General features: G+C 62.3%; 15 protein-coding genes. 3 read left to right on the forward strand and 12 right to left on the reverse strand.

The features are described 5' to 3' along the window. Positions 1-364: 364 nt before the first annotated feature. The 5 genes from VIL80_RS08390 to VIL80_RS08410 all read right to left on the reverse strand — a co-directional run bounded on the left by VIL80_RS08390 (position 365) and on the right by VIL80_RS08410 (position 3,961). Positions 365-985, reverse strand: a complete 621-nt coding sequence (locus VIL80_RS08390) for a response regulator (RefSeq protein WP_332035663.1) — start codon at positions 983-985, stop codon at positions 365-367. 41 nt (positions 986-1,026) lie between these two features. Next, on the reverse strand, positions 1,027-1,812 hold the full coding sequence (locus VIL80_RS08395) for a 3-hydroxybutyrate dehydrogenase (RefSeq protein ID WP_332035664.1): 786 nt from the start codon (positions 1,810-1,812) through the stop codon (positions 1,027-1,029). A 126-nt stretch (positions 1,813-1,938) separates the two neighbouring features. After that, entirely contained in the window at positions 1,939-2,328 is a 390-nt protein-coding gene (locus tag VIL80_RS08400) for a hypothetical protein (protein ID WP_332035665.1), read from the reverse strand. Between the two features lie 86 nt (positions 2,329-2,414). Next, positions 2,415-2,681 carry a hypothetical protein gene (locus VIL80_RS08405; RefSeq protein WP_332035666.1) on the reverse strand — a complete coding sequence of 89 codons (267 nt, stop codon included), beginning with the start codon at positions 2,679-2,681 and terminating at the stop codon, positions 2,415-2,417. 185 nt (positions 2,682-2,866) lie between these two features. After that, a complete protein-coding gene (locus VIL80_RS08410) occupies positions 2,867-3,961 on the reverse strand; it encodes a hypothetical protein (RefSeq protein WP_332035667.1) in 1,095 nt (364 codons plus the stop codon). 172 nt (positions 3,962-4,133) lie between these two features. On the opposite strand from VIL80_RS08410, the gene serB reads away from it, so the two are divergent. Further along, entirely contained in the window at positions 4,134-5,159 is a 1,026-nt protein-coding gene (gene serB, locus VIL80_RS08415) for a phosphoserine phosphatase SerB (protein WP_332035668.1), read from the forward strand. 3 nt (positions 5,160-5,162) lie between these two features. Here the strand turns inward: serB and VIL80_RS08420 are convergent, their stop codons facing one another. The 7 genes from VIL80_RS08420 to epmB all read right to left on the reverse strand — a co-directional run bounded on the left by VIL80_RS08420 (position 5,163) and on the right by epmB (position 17,534). Then, complete coding sequence (locus VIL80_RS08420) at positions 5,163-5,333, reverse strand: hypothetical protein (RefSeq protein WP_332035669.1); 171 nt, start codon at positions 5,331-5,333, stop codon at positions 5,163-5,165. A 141-nt stretch (positions 5,334-5,474) separates the two neighbouring features. After that, positions 5,475-8,594, reverse strand: a complete 3,120-nt coding sequence (locus VIL80_RS08425) for an efflux RND transporter permease subunit (protein WP_332035670.1) — start codon at positions 8,592-8,594, stop codon at positions 5,475-5,477. Next, positions 8,591-9,685: an efflux RND transporter periplasmic adaptor subunit gene (locus VIL80_RS08430; RefSeq protein ID WP_332035671.1), complete on the reverse strand. Its 1,095-nt coding sequence runs from the start codon at positions 9,683-9,685 to the stop codon at positions 8,591-8,593. Before VIL80_RS08430 ends, VIL80_RS08425 begins: the two co-directional genes overlap by 4 nt. A 218-nt stretch (positions 9,686-9,903) precedes the next feature. Then, positions 9,904-11,919 carry a M1 family metallopeptidase gene (locus VIL80_RS08435; RefSeq protein WP_332035672.1) on the reverse strand — a complete coding sequence of 672 codons (2,016 nt, stop codon included), beginning with the start codon at positions 11,917-11,919 and terminating at the stop codon, positions 9,904-9,906. 132 nt (positions 11,920-12,051) lie between these two features. Continuing rightward, positions 12,052-14,136, reverse strand: coding sequence for an EAL domain-containing response regulator (locus VIL80_RS08440; protein WP_332035673.1), 2,085 nt, complete (start codon positions 14,134-14,136; stop codon positions 12,052-12,054). 240 nt (positions 14,137-14,376) lie between these two features. Continuing rightward, a complete protein-coding gene (locus VIL80_RS08445) occupies positions 14,377-16,299 on the reverse strand; it encodes a cyclic-di-GMP receptor FimW-related protein (RefSeq protein ID WP_332035674.1) in 1,923 nt (640 codons plus the stop codon). Positions 16,300-16,484: 185 nt separating this feature from the next. Beyond that, complete coding sequence (gene epmB, locus VIL80_RS08450; protein ID WP_332035675.1) at positions 16,485-17,534, reverse strand: EF-P beta-lysylation protein EpmB; 1,050 nt, start codon at positions 17,532-17,534, stop codon at positions 16,485-16,487. Between the two features lie 130 nt (positions 17,535-17,664). Between epmB and efp the strand changes: the two genes are divergently transcribed. Then, complete coding sequence (efp, locus tag VIL80_RS08455; protein ID WP_332035676.1) at positions 17,665-18,237, forward strand: elongation factor P; 573 nt, start codon at positions 17,665-17,667, stop codon at positions 18,235-18,237. Positions 18,238-18,511: 274 nt separating this feature from the next. Next, positions 18,512-19,468: an EF-P lysine aminoacylase EpmA gene (gene epmA / locus VIL80_RS08460; RefSeq protein WP_332035677.1), complete on the forward strand. Its 957-nt coding sequence runs from the start codon at positions 18,512-18,514 to the stop codon at positions 19,466-19,468. The last annotated feature ends 190 nt before the right edge of the window (positions 19,469-19,658 follow it).

The following is a 19,658-nucleotide window of genomic DNA, read 5'->3' on the forward strand; positions in this document are numbered from 1 at the left end:
CTAGCTTTGTTTCGAGCTCTGTGGCGGCAAAGCACCGGGTATTCGTTTTTGAAACCGCTGTGAATACATCCCTGTACGCTGCGTCGGCGACGTCCCTGTCGCCGACGCTCCTGAAAACCCACCCCCGGCACTCTCCCTTCACTTCGCGTAAATTACTGCGTAGGTAATCTGGCTTACGAAGTGGATAGGTATAAATGTAAGGTGAAGTAGCGGGTATCTGTTTTCAAAAGCGTCGCAAACAGGATGTTTGCGCCGCAGCGCCCAGGGATGGGTTCACAGCGGTTTTGAAAACAGATACCCGCTGATTCGCCGCCACAAATCTGAAAACAGAGCCCCAAGGCTGCGAAGTGCTGCCCCAAAATAGTCAGAGCTGAATCAGCGCCTGAGCCTCACGAATCAACTGCTTTCTATCCCGTAACTCAAGCTTGCGCAAAATCGCCGTAACGTGGCTTTTTACCGTGGGCTCGGTGATGTCCAGGTCGTACGCAATCTGCTTGTTCAGCATGCCCTGCGCAATCATCTGGAATATTTTCAGCTGCTGTGTAGTGAGTTGATTCAGCTTTTCTGCCAGGGCAGATTCGGTTTCCGCCTGTAACGCTTCTTCGCTAAACCACTGGTCCCCGGCAAGCACACACTCGATACACTGCAGAATCTCATCCGGTCGCGCGGTTTTGGAAAGGAAGCCGCTGGCACCGAGGCCTGCAGCCTGCTGCACCACCGCGTGCTTGTCGCTGCCGGATACCACCACCACCGGCACCGCCGGAAAATCATTGCGAATACGCGCCAGCCCGCTGAACCCCTCGCTGCCAGGCATATTAAGATCCAGCAGCAATAAATCGATCTCGGAATGGGAAAGACGCTGAAGCGTCGAATCCAGATCCTCGCTCTGCAGCAGATCCGAATTCGGGAAGTGATTGGAAAGCGTGGTCGCCAATGCATCGCGGTAAAGCGGATGATCATCGGCGATCAGTAATTGGTAATTCACGGCAGCACCCTGAAGAATGAAAGAACCGGGTGCAAAAGATACTACTGCGCGCTCCATCCACCGTCCACCGGCAGTGCCGCACCGGTAATGGTGCCGGCAAATTGTCCACACAAGTACAGCGCCAGTTCGCCGATGGCTTCGGGGCTGGTGGCTTTTGCCATCGGCTGTTTGGCGCCGACAAGATGCGCGCGTGCGGTATCTATGTCCACCTGCTGTTCGCGGGCAATCGCCTCGATCTGGGGCTGGATCAGCGGTGTTTCCACCCATCCCGGGCAGATCGCATTGGCTGTGATGTTGCAGTCGGCATTTTCCAGCGCGAGTACCTTGGTGAGTCCTACCAGGCCGTGTTTGGCCGCGCAGTAGGCCGCCTTGTTTTCGGATGCCACCAGGCCGTGGACCGAGGCGATGTTGATGATTCGCCCCCAGTTCGCCGCTCGCATGGCGGGCAGCACGTCGCGGGCGAGAAAGAAGCCGGCACTCAGGTTGATCGCCAGGATCTGGTGCCACTTTTCTGCGGGAAAATCGTGGGCCGGTGCGGTGAACTGGATACCGGCGTTGTTGATCAGCACGGACGGGTTGCCAATGGCCTCGCGGGTATCAGACACCAACTGGGCGCAGCCCGCTTCACTGGAAATATCGGCATCGCTGAAGCCTGTGCGACCGCTGTAGCCGGAAAATTCAGTCAGCAGGGCCTGACTGGTATCCGCGTCGGTGAGTCCGTGGAGCATCACATGGTGCCCGGCGCGGGCGAAACAGTGGGCGATGGCAAGGCCAATCCCGCTGGTGGAACCGGTGATCAGTACGGTGTGTGGCTGATTGGGCTGCACGGCAAACTCCCGCATGCTTATTCATTCTTTGCAGAAATCCTAGCAGTGGCGGGAGTCTCGGGTCTGTATGACCAAGGTATGACGTGTGCCGTCATACCTTGGCCGCTTTGGGGCTAGCTGCGTATCTCAGCGGCGGTGAGAGGGACGCGCCGGGCGATGGTGGATAGAGCCACCCGGGCGGCCGGGACGGTTGTAATAGTGGCCACCGTGGCTCGGGCGATTGTAATAGTGACCGCCATGGTGGGGGCGATTGTAGGGGCGGTTGTAGTAGTGGCGACCGTGATAGCGGTAATAGCCACCGCGGTAATAGCGCGGGTAGGCGCCGTAACGGTAATAACGCGGCGACGTGTAGTAAAAGGAGACGTTACCGGACGGATAGACATAGGGCGTCGAATACGGGTAGCTGGAATAACCCACGCTGCCGGAACTGTAGTAACCATCGGATACACAGGCACCCAGGGTCAGGGAGCCGAGTACGGTTGCGGCCAGCAGGCCTTTCTTGACGATTCTGTTCATGAGGAAACCTCCGCGGACAAACGGCCGGTGCGTTGCGCAGCCAGATGCACGGTTACACCGGGACAGATTCGATAGTGAAATGCGATTCAGCGAGGCTGGTTGATGCGTGATGGGCGCATATCCATGCGGTAGTCACCGCCGCGCATGTAGTAGTTGGGGTGCCGCACATTGTGGCAGCGGCCGTTGTCGTGGCAGTGGTAGTAGCGGCCCTGGACACTGTAATAACCGGGCCGCTTGTCCGGATTGATGGCCGTTGTGGTGCCGGTCATATTTTCCATGCTGGTGCAGCCGGACAGCGTCAGCAAGGTCGCAGCCCCCAGAGCACCTGCTAATCCTGCGAATGAACGCTTCATGAAAACCTCCACGCCGAGTGGCGGGTGTACCTTTCAACTTTCTTAAACTTTCGATCCGATCACCGGCCAAAAACGGCAGGCAATAAACCGAAACCCAAGTGGAAGGTATTTAAGGGTCGCGAATCGGCGATCACGAAGATTTTCGGTGAATAGCAACAACCAAAAAGTAATTAAGGGACGGCGGGTTAGGCAGAAACCAGTTGTTGCAGCTGGTTATCCAGCAGCTGCTGCAACTTCGGGTTCAGCCCGGTGACCTCCGCACCCCAGCTGGTGGTGTGGCACTGGATGCGATTTTCCAGGGATTCGTCGCCCTGCAGTTGCGGATGTAGCGTCAGCCCGCGGGACTGGCTCAGCAGCTGCTCACCGTTCAGGTCAAATTGCTCTGGCTTGGTGGGGAGCACCGCCAGCGCCAGTTGCAGGCCGGTGGCGCGGCTGGATTGCTGCAGGCCGCGCAATAGCAGGCCGGCGCAGACCGCGCGGAAGGCGGCGTCGTCGCCAGCAAAACCGAGCCCCACTGCGGGGCCGGCGCTGGGCAGCGGGCGCGCATCGTAGATGCGGGTCAGCAGCTGCAGGCGCTGCTCCAGCTCCGCCTGCAGGTTGTCCAGCGCGTTGCGCGACAACTGGTTGCCCAGCTGGGCCCAGTTCAGCGGGCGCAGGTACAGGCCGGCGGTTATTTCCGGCGGCGGTTTGGGCTGGGCCTTGGGCACCAGCAGCGGCTTGCGCTTGTGCGGCTGCACAGATTGCAGCTGGGTAACCGCCAGCGCGCAGGCGGCGCTGAACGGCAGGGCGAAGATCAGGCACAGCAACAGGCTGGCCCAGGGGTAGCCGGCAGAGGCGCCGGGCTGGATATTCAGCGCCACGCTGCCGGCGAGGCTGTCGTGCAGCACCACCGGCTCGGTAATCATCTCGCCGCGGTCGCGCTCCCCCGCCTGTGCCAGCGGGCTGGAATCCACGTCCTGGATGGTGACGCCGCGGATCGAGGGCAGGGCCAACGCCTGCTGTGCCAGCAATTGCAGGCTGATGCGGTCGCCGGCGACGATCTGCTCCAGGCTCTGGCTCGCCAGCAGCTTGGCCGCGGCGGTGGCGCTGGCGCGGTCGCGCAGGGTGGCGGCGGTCTTCTGCTGGCCCCAGGCGTGGCCGAGGGTGGCGAGGCAGAAACCGGCGAGGGTGAGCCAGATGGTGGCGGCCAGCAGCTGGCGCTGCCGGTTGCGATTGAGGCCGGCGAGCCACTGTGGCAGGCCGGTGGACAGTTCAGTCAGACTGGCGAGGAGTTTTTTCATCTTGTTATCGGTCGCGATCAGTACATGGCGCTGATTTTAGCGCACTCCCCAGTGAATTCTTCAGCGAAAAAACGCGCCGGGCTATAATGCGCAGCTATTTCAGCCCCGGTGATTTACCAATCGCGGCGGCCTGCCCCGCAGAACCCAGCAATAATCAGTCCAAGAGTCAGACATGGAAGCAAACGCTCACTCCCCTCTCTTCTCCTCCCTGGCCGCGCTGTGCCAGCAAAGCTTTACGCTACAGGTCGGGGGCGATACCCCGGCGGCGGTCACCGCGCCCTGGTGCTTGACCCTGCTGGCGATGGAGATGGAGGGCGCGCAGTTGGAAAAACTCGCGGAATTCCTGCGCGAATGCCACTGGCAGGTAGTGGCGGTGGACATCCTCGCCGCCCGCCCGGGATGCAGCGTTGTGCGTGTACAGCTGGATGGGGATATCGCGTTTAACGACGCGCGCCTGGCGCTGCTCGAACTCGGCCAGGAACTGGGGCTGGAACTGGTGCTGCAGGCGGGCCATACCCAGCGCGCGCCCAAACTTGCCTGCTTTGATATGGACTCCACCCTGATCCAGGCGGAAGTCATCGACGAGCTGGCCAAAATCGCCGGCGTCGGCGACCAGGTGGCGGAAATCACCCTGTCCGCGATGCGCGGCGAGCTGGACTTCCAGCAGAGCTTTCGCAAACGCATGAGCCTGCTGAAAGGTTTCACCGAGGCGAGCCTCGCGGAGATCGCCCCGCGTATCCCGCTGATGCCCGGTGCCCAGCGCCTGCTGTTTGCGCTGCGCGCGCTCGGCTGTAAAACCGCCATCCTCTCCGGCGGCTTCACGTATTTTGCCCACTACCTGCGCGACAACCACCTGGCGGTGGATTTCGTGCACGCCAACCAGCTGGAATTCAACGGCGGCGCCCTCACCGGTGGGGTGATCGACCCGATTGTGGACGGTGCGCGCAAGGCGCTGCTGCTGCAGCAGATTGCGTCGGAACTGGCGCTGTCCCTGGAGCAGGTGATCGCAGTGGGCGACGGCGCCAACGATCTGCCGATGCTGTCGCTGGGGGCGCTGGGAATTGCCTTCCATGCCAAGCCGAAGGTGCGCGCCGAAGCGCCACAGGCGATCGATGGATTCGGGCTGGATGCGGCGCTGTATCTGTTTGGCCTGAACGACCGTCAGATCAGTGCGCTGCTGGGTGAGTCCGCTGAGTAATTTTCAGTAGGGCTGGGCGAGTGCCAGTACCGGGGCGAAGTCGCTGCTGATGCTGGCAAAGGGAATGGACGGCTTGCGTTCCCGCTCGCCATCCCGATAACACACATCCCGGTCACAGGCGACCGCGGCCAGTGCCATGAGTATTACCAGTGCCGTTGCGGTGAGCTTGCGCATGGGGTTCCCTGTATGCGAGTTGCCGTTTCTTCCGGGTTGATGCCAGTTAGACGACCGCTGGCGAAAAATAGTTGCGGCCGGGCGCAAGAGATTAAGAGAAATGCGCCGGCGGTGATAGTCCGGCGCAGAAAAACCCGCCACTCAATCCTGTTGCGGTACCGGGTGCTCGGATTCCAGTTCCGCCACCTCCCGCGCAACCTGCCCCGGGGAACCGGTGCGGCGCGCCAGCACATCGTAGGCCACCGGAACTATGTAGACCGTAAACAGTGTTGCCGCCAGCACCCCGAACAACACCACGGTGCCGATCACCGCGCGGGTTTCCGAACCGGCACCGGACGACAGCAGCAGCGGCAGGGAGCCCGCAGCGGTGGTGATGCCGGTCATCAGGATCGGCCGCAGACGGGTTTCCGCGGCCTGGCGCAGTGCCTGGCCGAACTCCACACCGCGATCCCGCAGCTGATTGGCGAACTCGACAATGAGAATGCCGTTCTTGGCCGCGAGTCCCACCAGCATGATCAACCCCACCTGGCTGTATATATTCAGGGATTGGTTGGTGAGCAGCAGCCCCGCCAGCGCCCCCGCCATGGCCAGTGGCACCGTGAACATGATCACCAGCGGGTGCACAAAACTCTCGAACTGCGCGGCGAGTACCAGGAAGACCACCAGCGCGCCCAGCAGAATGGCGAACAGGATGGTGTTGCCGGAATCCTGGAAGCTTTTCGACTGGCCTTTGTAGTCGACCACCGGCGTGCCCTCGAGATTATCGTCCACCAGCTGGTTCAGGTATGCCAGCGCTTCACCCAGCACCAGCCCATCCGCAAGGTTGGCGTCCAGGGTGATCGCGCGCACCCGGTTGTAGCGCTGCAGCTGCGGTGAATCCGCGTATTCGCTGACCTCAACCAGACTTTGCAGGGGAACCAGGGCGCCGCTGGTGCTGGAGCGCACGTAGAGGTTATCCAGACTGTCCGGGGTGCGCTGCAGTTCGCGCTCCCCTTCGAGGATCACGTCGTACTCCTCGCCATTGTTGATAAAGGTGGTGGCGCGCAGGGAGCCGAACATGGTCTGCAGGGTGGTGCCCACATCGCTGACCTGCACCCCGAGATCGGCGGCGCGTTCGTAATCCACATTGATGCGCAGCTGCGGCTGGGTTTCCTTGTAATCCCAGTCTACGCCGAGCAGCCCCGGGTTGGATTTCTCCAGCGCGAGATTGAGCTGATCGCGCCACTGGGTGAGCTGCTCGTAGCTGCTGCCACCCAGTACAAACTGCACCGGTTTGCCGAGACCGCCGCCGAAGCCCTGGCGCATCACCGGGAAGGCGCGCACGCCGCTCAGGTCACTCACCGCTGCGCGCACCTGGTTCATCAGCTCGAAGGCTGAGGGGCGCTCACCCCAAGGCGCCAGGGTGAAGATCACCATGCCGGTATTGAAGGTGGCGGAGGTGCCAAAGGAGCGCGGCGAGCGCACCAGCAGGCGGTTCACATAGCCCTTTTCCACCAGCGGCATCATGCGCGCCTCGATGGTGTCCATGTACTCCTGCATGTACTCGTAACTGGCACCCTCGGGACCGTTGACCAGCAGGAAGAAGGAGCCGCGGTCTTCCCGCGGGGCGTACTCGGTGGGAATCAACCGGAACGACAGCGCGGCGAACGCCATCACCGCAACAAACACGGTGCCTGCGATCCAGTGGTGGCGCAGGATGACGTCGAGTCCTCGGCGGTAACGTCGCTGGATGCGGGTGAGCTTGTCGTCCATAAACCGTGTGACCGGGCTCTGCTGGTCGCTGGGGCGGATAAATTTGGCCGCGATCATGGGCGACAGGGTGAGCGCGGTGATGGAGGAAAAGATCACCGCTGCGGACATGGTCAGGGCGAACTCGGAAAACAGCCGGCCAATGTCCCCTTCGAGGAAGGTGATGGGCACGAACACCGCCACCAGTACCAGGGTGGTCGCCACCACCGCGAAACCCACCTCGCGGGTGCCGCGATAGGCCGCAAGCAGTGGCGGTTCGCCGTATTCGTCCATACGCCGGAACACGTTTTCCAGCACCACAATCGCGTCGTCCACCACCAGGCCGATGGCCAGCACCAGCGCCAGCAGGGTCAACAGATTGATACTGAAGCCGAAGGCGTACAGCAGGATGGAGGTGGCGATCAGGGACACTGGAACCGTCACCGCCGGCACCAGGGTGGCGCGCCAGTTGCCGAGAAACAGGTAGATCACCAGGGTGACCAGGATCACCGCAATCGCGAGGGTGGCGTATACCTCGCTGATCGCCTCGGAGACAAACACCGATGCATCGTAACTCTGGCTGAGGCGCATGCCGTCGGGCAGGGTTTTATTGACCTTTTCCATCTCCGCCTTGGCGGCTTCCGCCACCGCCACGATGTTGCCGGTGGACTGGCGGGTAATGCCGATTCCCACCATGGGCTCGCCATTGCCGCGGAAGGTGGAGCGTTCCTCCGCGGACCCGAGTTCCACCCGCGCCACGTCGCCGAGGCGCACCACGTGGCCGCTGTCGCCGGTGGCAACCGCCAGGCGTGCGAAATCCTCGGCGCTCTGGAACTGGCGTTGCAGGCGCAGGGTGAACTGGCGATCGGTGGATTCCATATAGCCCGCTGGCAGCTCGCGGTTTTCCGCGCGCAGCGCCCGCTCTATGTCGGCGCTGGTGACGTTGTGCGCGGTCATCGCCGCGCGATCCAGCCAGATGCGCATGGCGAAGTCCTTGGCGCCGCCCACCCGAACCCGCGCCACGCCGTCCAGCACCGAGAAACGGTCCACCAGGTAGCGGTTGGCGTAGTCGGTGAGTTCCGGCACTGACAGGCGGTCGGAAGTGAGGTTCAGCCAGATCACCACGTCGTCGCTGCTGTCGACCTTTTCGATTTCCGGCGGGTCCGCCTCTACCGGCAGGTTGTTCAGCACCCCGGAGACGCGGTCGCGGATATCGTTGGCAGCGCCGTCCACATCGCGATTGATGTTGAACTCGATGGAGATGGAGGAGCGCCCGTCGGTGCTCGACGAGCTCACCGTCTTGATACCCTCGATGCCGGCGATACGGTCCTCGATCTGGCGGGTAATACGGGTTTCCACGATATCCGCGGAGGCGCCCGGGTAGTTGGTGGTAATGGAAACAATGGGCGGGTCGATGTCCGGATACTCCCGCAGCGCCAGCCGGTCGAAACTGATCAGGCCGAATACCACCAGCAGCAGCGACAGTACCAGCGCGAATACCGGGCGTTTGACCGCCGTATCACTGATGATCATTGGCCGCCTGCCTCGCTTTCCGTCTGCACCGTGACTGCCTGCCCATCACGCACATTCAGGGTGCCGCGGGTCACCACCAGGTCTCCCTGGGAAAGACCTGTGAGGACCTCCACCTTGCCCGGGTAGCGGTGGCCAATCTCTACGTCCCGCTGGCGCACCACATGGCCGCCCTGGGTTTTCTCCACTACAAATACGGACTGATCGCCGGCGAGCGGCACCAGTGCCGCCTCGGGTATGGTCAGCGCTTCGCGTGCATTGCTGATAATCCGCACCCGCAACAGCATGCCGGGCTTCAGTTGGCGGCTCGGGTTGTCGAGGCGCGCGCGTACGGTAAACGCGCGGGTCTGCGGATCCACGCGGGCCTCCACAATCATCACCTCACCATGGAATACGCGGTCGGGATAGGCCTGACTGACTGCCTCGATGGGCATGCCACCACTGATGGCAGAGAGTTGCCGCTCCGGCACGGTGAAATCCAGTTTCAGACGGGAAATATCCTGCAATGTGGTGATTTCCGTGGTGGGGGACACCAGGCCGCCGAGGCTGATGTTGCGCAACCCGAGCTGACCGGCAAACGGCGCGCGGATAATGCGGTCGTCGATGCGGGCCTGCAGGCCATCGATCAGTGCGCGGGTCTCCGCCACCTGGGTTTCCGCTACTTCCAGCTGCTCGCGGGTGGTGAGATTTTTGCTCACCAGTCCGCGCAGGCGTTTTTCATCGCGCTCGAAGCGCGTCAGGGTGGCGCGGGCGCGGGCCAGCTCTGCCAGCTCTTCCGCGTGGCTCAGCTCCACCAGCACGTCGCCGGCCTTGACCTGCTGCCCGCTTTCAAACGCGATGCGGCTGATATGTTCGGTTACGCCCGCGCGCACGGACACCGATTCCCAGGCGTTGGCGGTACCCAGCGCTTCCACCGGATTGGAAATCTGCTCCAGTTGTACCGGCGCCGCGCGCACCGGCACCGCGGAATTGTTCGGGCCGCTTTGGGCCAATACGGATGCGGGGGCGAGAAGCGCGAGGAACAACGCGGAGGTCGCTCCCATACGGCGGGACAAGTGTCCGAGTTCGGGGCCTAGGGCACGGATCATGTTCATAATGCAGGGAAATACCTGGTAGCCGGAGACGTTATTCTGGTGCGGGCGCGGGAAAGTCAGGCACAGGGGGCCGCAACTTTCGGGCCAGTCTAAAGGGATGAAAATACAGGTGGAGGATATTTACATAGTTTTACCTCCCGGTGGATGGATACCGGGAGGTAAATCGATGAATGGCACACTCCCCGGGATTGCCCGACGGGGAGTGCGTGGGGAGGGGATCAGTCCCCGTAAATAATCTTACTATTCACTTTCACGGTCAGCGGGTGATAACCCGGCTTGGCCTTCTCGAAAATGCGCTTGGCCTCGTCTTCCTTGCCGGTTTCCATCATCGCGCGGTACAGCGGGCGCACGAACTTGTTGCGACCGATACCGATCAGGAATTCCTCCAGACGGGCGTTGGCCGGCGCGTAGTCGTTGCGCACCGCGATCATCAGCCAGCTGAACGCCACTTCATTGTTCTTGGACTCGGTGAGTTTGAAGGTGCTGTCCAGTTCCTTCAGCTGTTCATCGCTCAGTTTTTCCGGCATGCCGTCGAGGAAATATTTCCACTGGTGGAAGGTCCAGCCATTGGTGTCGATCTCACTCGCCTTGATCTCGCCGTTCAGCCACTGCTGGCGCAGCGGGTCGATCTTGGTGAACGCGTCGGATTGCGGGTGCGGTGCGCCCTCGGGAATGCCCGGTTCGAACACCCACTGGTTGATGCGCTCCTTGCTCAGTTTGTCCGGGTACTGCTTCAGCAGTGTATCGTCCAGGTACTTCAGGAAATCTTCCGTGGTGATGCTCTGGAAGGCGAAGTTATTGAAGTAGCCCAGCAGGAACTTGTCGAAGTTCTCGCGGCCGACTTTCTGTTCCAGTTCGTACAGGAACAGGGAGCCCTTCTCGTAGGGAATATTCGAGAACACCTCGTCCGGATCGCGGCCGCGCATGTCGATGGCCATGATCTCGTCCTTGTCCTCGCGGTCGTCCAGGTCCGCTTTCAGGTCGTCGTAACCCAGGGCCATTTCCATCTTGTAGCGGTCGTCGCCGTACACCAGCTGCATGATGCGGTTGGTGAGGTAGGTGGTGAAGCCCTCGTTCAGCCACAGGTCGCGCCAGCTGGCGTTGGTCACCAGATTGCCGGACCAGGAGTGGGCCAGTTCGTGGGCGATCAGAGCCACCAGGCTCTTGTCACCGGCGATCACCGTGGGGGTGATGAAACTGAGGCGCGGGTTTTCCATGCCGCCGAAGGGGAAGCTCGGGGGCAGGATCAGCAGGTCGTAGCGGTCCCAGCGGTAGGGGCCGAAATTCTCCTCGGTGGCCTCCAGCATGGACTCGGTGTCCTCGAACTCCTTTGCGGACGCTTCCAGCAGCTCGGGCTCGGCGTACACGCCGGTGCGCTCGCCCATGGGCTTGAAGTCCAGGTTGCCGATGCCGATGGCGATCAGGTAGGACGGAATGGCCTGGGGCATTTCGAACTCAAACACGCCATCCATTTCCGCGTCCGGATCGTTGTTGGCGCTCATGACCGCGCGCAGATCTTTCGGGGTGTGGATAGTGGCCTTGTAGGTCATGCGCACCTGGGGCGAGTCCTGCAGCGGGATAAAGCTGCGCGCATGGATGGCCTGTGCCTGGGTGAACAGGAAGGGGTGCTTCTTGCCAGCAGTCTGCTGCGGGTCCAGCCACTGCACACCGGAGGCGCCGGGGGAGGTCTGGTACTGGATGGCGACCTTGTTGGCGCCCTTGGGCAGTTCGATTTTCAGCGGGGTGCCGAGGTGCGGGTCGGTCTTGCCGAGGCTGAATTTCACGTCCTGCAGATTGCTGCCGACACCGGCGCGCACCGCGGTGACGTCGATATCGCGGGTGTCGAGGATCAGCGCCGGGTTTTTCTCGGTAAGGCGCTGGATGTCGAGAATCGCCTCGCCCTTGAGTACCTTGTTGTCGAAGTCCGCGGTGAGGTCGAGGTCGAGGTGCTTGACGCGATAGTCGTTGGTGTTGGCGAAGGAGTGGTAGTCGACGCCGGACTTGGGTTCGGCGCCGGCGGCGAGCGGCGCGTCTTTTTCCAGGTTCTCGGGTTTGTAGTCGGTGGCACTGTCGGGGATCTGGTTGCCGTTCTGGCTGGCTGCCGGGCGCTCTTCGATCTGCTTCTGGTGGGCGCTATCGTCGCTTTTGCTGCAGGCGGTAAGGGTGGCGAGGCTGCAGGCGAGCAGTCCGGTACCGATCAGGCGGCCGAGGCTCGGGTTCAATTGGGGCAGCATGCAGGGCTCCGTGATTGTTGTAGGTGAGAAATGGGAATTGGGTAAATTCGTCGCGGCACAGAATAACCAATAGAAAGGGCGACGTGGAAATCCGGCGTCTGCCCTCTCTTAATTCGGTTTTGTTTTTTCCGATCAATCCAGGCTGAAATCAAAGTCCATCTCATCCGCCGGCGGCTGGACATAGTAGCCCTGGATGTAGTCGGTGCCGGACTGCCACAGGGTGGGCAACATGCTGGCCTGTTCGATGTGGGGGACGATGACTTTGGTGTCGATTTCCTTGAGCTGGCCGACGAGCTTGACCAGGGCCTCGCTGTCCTCGCCTTCATCCTGCACTTCGCGCACGAACGAGGCGTCGATCTTGGCGATATCCACCTTGACGTGCTCCAGTGCCTTGAATGGGCTCAAGCCAGTGCCGAACTGGCACACGGCAAAGCGGCAGCCCATGTCCTGCACCTGCTTGGCGAAGTCGCGGGCGGCGTGGAGGTTGCTGTTGATGTCTTCCGCGCGCAGCTGGAAGGTGACGACTTTGGGGGCCACCTTGGCGGCCTTGAAGGCCACGCCGAGCCAGGCGGGGAGGCTGGGGTCTTTCAGTGAGGCGCCGGTGAGGTGCAGCAGCAGGGAGACTTGCTGACCTTTGGCGGTCTGCGCGGCGGCGGCTTTCATCGCGGCGAGGATTACCCAGCGGTCCATTTTGGTGGACAGGCCGGCGTCACCGAGGGCTTCGAGGAACGCCATGGGGGCGAGTTCGTCCTTGCCATCGACGAGGCGCACCAGCACTTCGTAAATTTTCTCGCCGCTGCCCTGCAGGCTCAAAATCGGCTGGAACAGCAGTTTGAGGTTGCCGGCTTCCAGCGCCTGGGTGACGCGGGCGCGGTGGTAGGTGTCGGTGTCTCCCTGGGTATCGCTGTCGGGCTCGAACAGCGCGAAGGTGTTGCCGTTATCCTTGGCCACGGCCTGGGCGTGGGCCTTGGTGGCCTGCTCCAGTACCTTGTCGGCGTTGCCGGAGGTTTCACTCAGCAGGGAGATACCAGTGGAGGCGGTGATGTGCAGGGTTTTGCCGGCGGCTTCAAAGATGGTGTCGGCGACTTTCTGCAGCAATTCCCTGGCGCGGGATTCGGCACTGTCCGGAGTGGTTTCCGGCATCAACAGGCAGTAGCTCTGTTCGCCGTAGCGCGCGGTGATGTCACCGCGGCGCACGCTGGACTGCAGCAGATCGGCAAATTTCTTGTGCAGGTCGTCGGCACCGGCGACGCCGACGATCTGCTGCACGGACTCCTCAAAACGGTCGATCTCGATATACATCAGGCCGCCGGTGCGCTGGGAGCCGGCGGCGGACTGGATGGCGCTGTCCAGCAGTTTTACAAAGCGTTGGCGGTTGTACAGTCCGGTGGCGGCATCGCGGAATTTGGCTTCGCTCAGCTGGGCTTCCAACTCCTCGGTATTGCCACTGCGGGCGGCGATGCGTACCTGCAGGCAGCGCTCTTCCTCGTACACGGTGGAGAGCACTTCGGCGCGGGTGGGCAGTGGCGTGCCGCTGACCGTGCGCGCGGTGAAGCGCCACTCACGGGCTTCCACTTCGTTGTTGCTGATGGCGCACTGGCGCAGGAACTCGCGGGCATCCTGCTGCTCTCCTTCGGTGAGCATGTCGATCAGCGGCTGGTATTCCACGTCGTCGCGGTCCTTGAAGCCGAAACGCTCGGCAAAGGAATCGTTGGCGTAAACGATCAGACCGTCGGAAACATAGGCAATGGCGTCCTTGGAGCTGTCGAGCAGCTCGCGGGTGCGCTTCAGGGTGGCTTGGTAGCGGCGGTCATTGAGGCGCGATTTGCGGCGCTCTTCCAGGGCGGTGAGTTCGCGCTGGATCACCAGCAACAGGTGCTGGTCTTCATCCACGGTGACCACGTCGCGGGCGCCGACCTTGAGTCCTTCCACCGCTGGCTGTGAGCCCACGCGTTCGCTCAGCAGGATGGCGGGGACGTCTTTTTGCAGCTTGCTGATGGTACGGATGGCATTGGCTGCCGCCACCTGTTTGCTTTGCTCGGTGGCGATCAGCAGATCCCAGGTGTGTTCCTGCAGGAGTTTGGTGAGGGCGGCCTCGCTGGCCACGTGCTGGGCCCGGTTGGGACGGCCGGCGTTTTGCAGCATGCTCACCAGGCGTTGGGCTTCGGCCGGGTTGTCGTTGATCAGAAGAAGGCGGATGGTGTTGTCGCTGCTCATTTTTTTCCTGTTGTACTGCGTTGCGGCGGTGCTGTCTGTTTGTGTAATACCGCTTCCATGCCGTACCTGGGATCTGTCCGGAGCCTATCGCCCAGCGCGGCCCAGGTGCTCCTGCGATCAGCCGCTAACCCGTTAGTGTGTCTGCCGCGGGCCGCTGGCACAAGTGTAGGGGATGCAGTCTGAGATACGGTTCCCCAATTCCACACTAAAAACTGCTGGCTGACCCGTTGCGTTCGCCCATCAGGAAAACTCGAAAATCGCGATGCTGCCGGTACTCATGTTGCATTGATGCAGAGTGACGGTACGTGTCTGTCCGGCGGCGACAATGTCCACGGTGTCGCCGCTCTGGAACAGCGGCGTGGGTAGCACCAGTTCCGGTGGCAGTCCGGCGTTGCCGGTGAGCAGCCCTGCCATGGAATCGGTGCGGCGCCCGTCTCTGGTGTACCTGTGTACCCGCACCGCACTGGTGTGGCCGCCGAGAAGCTCCACGCCCACCCGGCACTGGTCCGGCAGTCCGTAGTGCCAGCGCACCAGCGCCACTTCCCAGCGCTCCTTTACCTGCATGGCGATAAGGTCGCCACTGTGCAGGCGTCCCTGGATGTCCGGTGGCAACCGCAGGCCCGCACCACTGTCACTGGTGTTGAGCAACGTCGCCGGAATCGGCTGGTAGCGCTTCTGTGCGCGCGCGTTGTCGCTCTGGCGCGCGGTGGAGGGAGCGCTGGGTAGTGCGCTGGAATACGCATCCGGGACGGACACCTCGTAGTCCTTGAGTGCGCGACCGGTGCGGAAGTCGATGGAGCCCACCTCCATCACCAGGCTGTTGCCGCGGGGCGCGTTGTTCTGGCTGTCGAAGGCGGCGACCAGCTCCGGGGCTACTTCGTCGCCCTGTTTCAGATGGTGGCAGATAGCGCTGATGCCGAGGATTACCTCGCAGCGGATATTCACCGGGGTGCGCTGGTGGCCGCGGCCTTTTTCACCCGCCCACAAGTCCTGTACCCGGTTCAGCAGGTCCGGTGACAGCTTGCCGGGGCGACGCAGGCGCCGCTGCAGCTGTCGCAGGGGAGTCGTCAGGTCGATGGACCAGCCGAGTGGCGCGGTGAAATGTTTCAGGTCCACCCGGGTGTGCTTCAGGCGCACGGCGGGAATCGGCGCCTGATCGAGCCTCAGGTTTGTCAGCAGGCTCCGGGCTGCCGGGTTGATCTGATCCTGCAGGATGGCGCATGTGGCCCAGCGCCCACAGCAGGACCACAGCTGGCGCTGGTCTTCAACAGTGAGCTGCAGGGGATTCGCACTGGCGAACAGTGCGGACTGCAGGTAGGGGCGGATGACTTTTTCCCAACGCGTAAAACGGTTGGCGGCGGTGCCGCTGCGGGATAGCGGATCCAGTACCCGGCGCTGGTCCAATTGCTGCTCGCGGGCCAACTGCACCAGCTGCTGCATACGGCTCCAGCTGCCCTTGGGGGTGGCGAGATAGAAGTGGCTGCTGATCTGCACCAGGCTGCGATAACTGTCGATGCCACGGTGCAGCGCGCGCGCCAGACGCCGGCGGAAGAACGGCGCGTGCGGTTCCTCCGCTACCAGTTGCAGGCAAACACTGGTGTAGGCCAGCGCCTGGTGCTGAAACAGGATCGCGGCGATGAGCAGGTTGCGGCGCTGCTCCTGCGTCTGTGCGCCGGCCCCTTTGCCGTCCTCGCTGGGCTGCGCCAGTGCGTCGCAGTGGGCGGCGACGATCGGGCGCAATACCTCAATACTCGCCAGGCGCAGGCGCGCGGGTGCGCTCCAGCGGGTGATTTCTGCCAGCAGGCTGCGCAGTGTGCCGGCGTTGCGCTGGGCTTTGCTGTCGGCAGGGTTTTGCTGCAGGTAACTGTCAATCCAGCGCCTTAGCTGGCGGTGGTTGCTGCAGCCGCAGGTGAGTGCTGCCAGGTCGCGGGGGCCGGTGGCGAGCTTTTCCTGGGGGCTGGGCGCGCGCGCGGCCTTGCCACCGACGGGCTGGGCGGGTTGATCGGTGCGCGAAGCGTCCGGAGTCGCGACGCTGTCGGGATCGGTGTCGATTCCGCTGCTGTCGGCTCTGGGGTGGTCGGCGATGTTGGTCTCTGAAGTTCCCGAGGCGTCACTGCCGGGATGGGCGCGATGCCCGATTTCTAGTTCTGCTGCATCCTGCATGGGAATAACCGGGTGTTATGTGCCTGCAGTATAAAAGGCGCCCGGATATACACAAATGCGTCAGAGGAAAATTGCGACGAAAATGTGTATTTAATTGCAAAAAAAGGTCCGATGATTCACGAAACGGGCGCCAATTGGCTCTTTTGGGCTAGCTCTTTTTCTGCGTTCTGGCGCGCGGTTGTCTGCTACAGCGGGGTCTTGGATTTCTCCGCCGGGATCTCGCGCACCAGCTTTGGCACCAGGTAGCCGGGCAGGCGCTGGCGCACGGCTTCCACCAGCGCGCGCGCGCGCTCGTCACTCACCTCAAAATGTGCGGCTCCCTGTACCCGGTCCAGCTGGTGCAGGTAGTAGGGCAGTACCCCGGCGTCGAACAGGGTTTCCGAAAGTTCCGCCAGCGCATCCTCGCTGTCGTTCACTTCCTTCAGCAGCACCGACTGGTTGAGCAGGGTGACGCCAGCGGCTCTGAGTTTGCCGAGCGCCGCGCGCACTTCGCTGTCGATCTCATTGGCATGGTTGCAGTGCAGTACCAGTACCGGCTTGAGGCGACTGCCCGCGAACCAGGCGAGAAATTCCTCATTGACCCGGGACGGGGCGACGATCGGCAGCCGGGTGTGGATGCGCAGCTTGTCGAGCTGCGGGATCTGCGCCAGCTCGTCGGCGAGCCAGGCGAGCTGGCGATCGTTCATCACCAGCGGGTCGCCACCGCTCAGGATCACTTCGCGCAAGTCCTGCTGTTCGCGGATGTAGTCCAGCGCCTGCTGCCACTGGCTGCGGTTCAGATGGTTGTCGCTGTAGGGGAAGGCGCGGCGGAAACAGTAGCGGCAGTTGACGGCGCACTGGCCGGCAGCGATCAGCAGCAGACGGCCGCGGTATTTGTGCACCACACCCGGCACCGGGTTGGCATTGGCCTCTTCCAGCGGGTCGTCGCTGAAGCCCGGGGTGGGCTGCAGTTCGGCGCCGGTGGGCAATACTTGCAGTAACAGAGGGTCGCGCGGGTTGCCGGGCTGGATACGGCGCAGCAACGGGCGCGGCACCCGCAGTTGGAACAGGTCGGCGGCGGCGCTGAGTTGCGGCAACTGCTCCGGCGCGAGTTGCAGCAGTGTGAGCAGCTCTTGCGGATCGGTGACCAGATCGGCCATTTCGTCCTGCCAGCGGCGCGCCGGCGCCGATTCGCCGCCACTGGCGGTGATTTCGATGCTGCTGATTTCACGGGTAGGCTGGGCGTGCTGTATCATAGGCGGCTATTTTTGGCGCGGTCGGCGGCGGTACTGCTTTTTTGACGGGTATCTTTACTGGTCTGACCCGGTGTGGGGCGCGCGAAGTTTAATCAATCTGACGGCAGAATGCTGATATTTCGAGGAACCCATGGCTAGTTATTCCACTAACGAATTCAAAGGCGGTCTGAAGGTGATGCTGGACGGCGACCCCTGCTCCATCGTGGAGAATGAGTTCGTGAAGCCTGGTAAGGGCCAGGCCTTCAACCGTGTAAAGCTGCGCAACCTGAAGACCGGTCGCGTATGGGAGCGTACGTTCCGCTCCGGTGAGAGCCTGGAGTCTGCGGACGTGATGGACCGCGAGATGGAATATCTCTACAACGATGGCGAGTTCTACCATTTCATGGAGCCTGAGTCTTTCGAGCAGCACCAGGCGGATGTGAATACCGTGGGCGACGCGGCGAAGTGGCTGAAGGAGCAGGATATCTGCACCGTGACTCTGTACAACGGCTCGCCGCTGGCGGTGACTCCGCCCAACCACGTGATTCTGGAAATTGCGGAAACCGATCCGGGTGTGCGCGGTGATACCGCTCAGGGCGGCACCAAGCCGGCGACCCTGGTGACCGGTGCGGTGGTGAAAGTGCCGCTGTTCCTGGAAATCGGCGATTCCATCAAGGTGGATACCCGCTCTGCGGAATACCTGGGTCGCGCCAAGGAAGACTGATTTTCCTTAGCTTGCTGACTCAAGGGGCGGGTACCTTAGGGGCCCGCCCTTTGTCGTTCTGGGTTCTTGGAAGATTTAGTGGCGGCAAATCACTGGGGGCGGGTTTTCAGGACCGGGCTGGGCGCCCCCCTTAAACCCATCCCTGGGCGCTGCGTCGCAAACATCCTGTTTGCGACGCTCCTGAAAACCCGCCCCCAGCACTTTGCCTTTGCATCCGGGACGGTTTTGCCCGACAAACTAAACTGAACACCTTCAATTAAGTCCATCCACATTCATGTCTGAAAAATCACTCTGGCAACCCACTGCCCCCCTCGAAAATCTCCGCCGTCGCGCTTCCCTGCTCGCGGATATCCGCCGTTTTTTCAGCGAGCGCCAGGTGCTGGAGATGGATGTGCCCATCCTGTCCCGCCGCGCTACCAGCGATCCGCACATCGATTCGATCACCGCGAATTGCAGTGGCGAGGTGGCATATATGGCGACCAGTCCGGAGTTCGGGCTGAAGCGCCTGGTGGCCGCGGGTATCGGTGACTGTTACTACCTCGGCAAGGCGTTTCGTAACGGTGAGGCCGGTGGTCGCCACAATCCTGAGTTTTCGATGCTGGAGTGGTACCGGGTGGGCTGGGATGACCATCGCCTGATGATCGAGGTGGGGGAGTTGCTGTCGTGGGTGCTGAAGATCCCCAAGGTGTACTCCCACAGTTACCGCGCACTGTTTCTGCAGCATATCGGGGTGGACCCGCACCGGGCGTCGTTCGAGGAGCTACGGGCGGAGGTGGCGCGGGTGCTGGAGTTGTCGTTTGAGCCGGCGGGGCGGGATGAGTGCCTGGATTTGCTGATGAGCCACCATATCGAGCCGAATATGGGCGACGGGATCACCCTGGTGTACGACTTCCCGGCGACCCAGGCGGCGCTGGCGCGGGTGGAAGAGGATGAATTGGGGGTGCCGGTGGCGCGGCGGTTCGAGGCTTATGTGAAGGGCATGGAACTGGCGAACGGTTACTGGGAGCTGACGGATGCGCCGGAGCAGCAGCGGCGTTTCGAGGCGGACCACCGCTATCGCGGGGACAACGGCAAGCCGGTGTATCCGTTCGAGGATCGCCTGGTGCAGGCGCTTGAGGCCGGGCTGCCGGATTGTGCGGGGGTGGCGCTGGGGTTCGACCGTCTGCTGATGCTGGCCTGCGGTGCCGGCCGCATCGACGAGGTGATCGCGTTTCCGATCGAGCGGGCGTGATGCCCCGCTCGGTGCGATCCGGATAAGTGGGGTTCAGGCGCTCTGGCGATCGTCGTCGAGAGGGTTGTTTTCCGCGTCGCTGACGATGTGGGCGCTGCCGCGCTCGGGGGTGAAATCGTAGCGGGCCACCTCGCCGACGGCGTAGAAGCCGACATTCAGCCACACGTCTTGCTGGTCCTCGCCCACCAGT

It is taken from the genome of Microbulbifer sp. (genome assembly GCF_036563125.1).
GTDB lineage: Bacteria > Pseudomonadota > Gammaproteobacteria > Pseudomonadales > Cellvibrionaceae > Microbulbifer.

What these genes read in the sequence shown, in the direction of transcription:
- epmA (WP_332035677.1), top strand. Translation starts at nt 18,512, where the DNA reads ATGTCTGAAAAATCACTCTGGCAACCCACTGCCCCCCTCGAAAATCTC.
- VIL80_RS08410 (WP_332035667.1), bottom strand. Translation starts at nt 3,961, where the DNA reads ATGAAAAAACTCCTCGCCAGTCTGACTGAACTGTCCACCGGCCTGCCA.
- epmB (WP_332035675.1), bottom strand. Translation starts at nt 17,534, where the DNA reads ATGATACAGCACGCCCAGCCTACCCGTGAAATCAGCAGCATCGAAATC.
- VIL80_RS08400 (WP_332035665.1), bottom strand. Translation starts at nt 2,328, where the DNA reads ATGAACAGAATCGTCAAGAAAGGCCTGCTGGCCGCAACCGTACTCGGC.
- VIL80_RS08430 (WP_332035671.1), bottom strand. Translation starts at nt 9,685, where the DNA reads ATGAACATGATCCGTGCCCTAGGCCCCGAACTCGGACACTTGTCCCGC.
- VIL80_RS08435 (WP_332035672.1), bottom strand. Translation starts at nt 11,919, where the DNA reads ATGCTGCCCCAATTGAACCCGAGCCTCGGCCGCCTGATCGGTACCGGA.
- serB (WP_332035668.1), top strand. Translation starts at nt 4,134, where the DNA reads ATGGAAGCAAACGCTCACTCCCCTCTCTTCTCCTCCCTGGCCGCGCTG.
- VIL80_RS08425 (WP_332035670.1), bottom strand. Translation starts at nt 8,594, where the DNA reads ATGATCATCAGTGATACGGCGGTCAAACGCCCGGTATTCGCGCTGGTA.
- VIL80_RS08420 (WP_332035669.1), bottom strand. Translation starts at nt 5,333, where the DNA reads ATGCGCAAGCTCACCGCAACGGCACTGGTAATACTCATGGCACTGGCC.
- VIL80_RS08445 (WP_332035674.1), bottom strand. Translation starts at nt 16,299, where the DNA reads ATGCAGGATGCAGCAGAACTAGAAATCGGGCATCGCGCCCATCCCGGC.
- VIL80_RS08405 (WP_332035666.1), bottom strand. Translation starts at nt 2,681, where the DNA reads ATGAAGCGTTCATTCGCAGGATTAGCAGGTGCTCTGGGGGCTGCGACC.
- efp (WP_332035676.1), top strand. Translation starts at nt 17,665, where the DNA reads ATGGCTAGTTATTCCACTAACGAATTCAAAGGCGGTCTGAAGGTGATG.
- VIL80_RS08440 (WP_332035673.1), bottom strand. Translation starts at nt 14,136, where the DNA reads ATGAGCAGCGACAACACCATCCGCCTTCTTCTGATCAACGACAACCCG.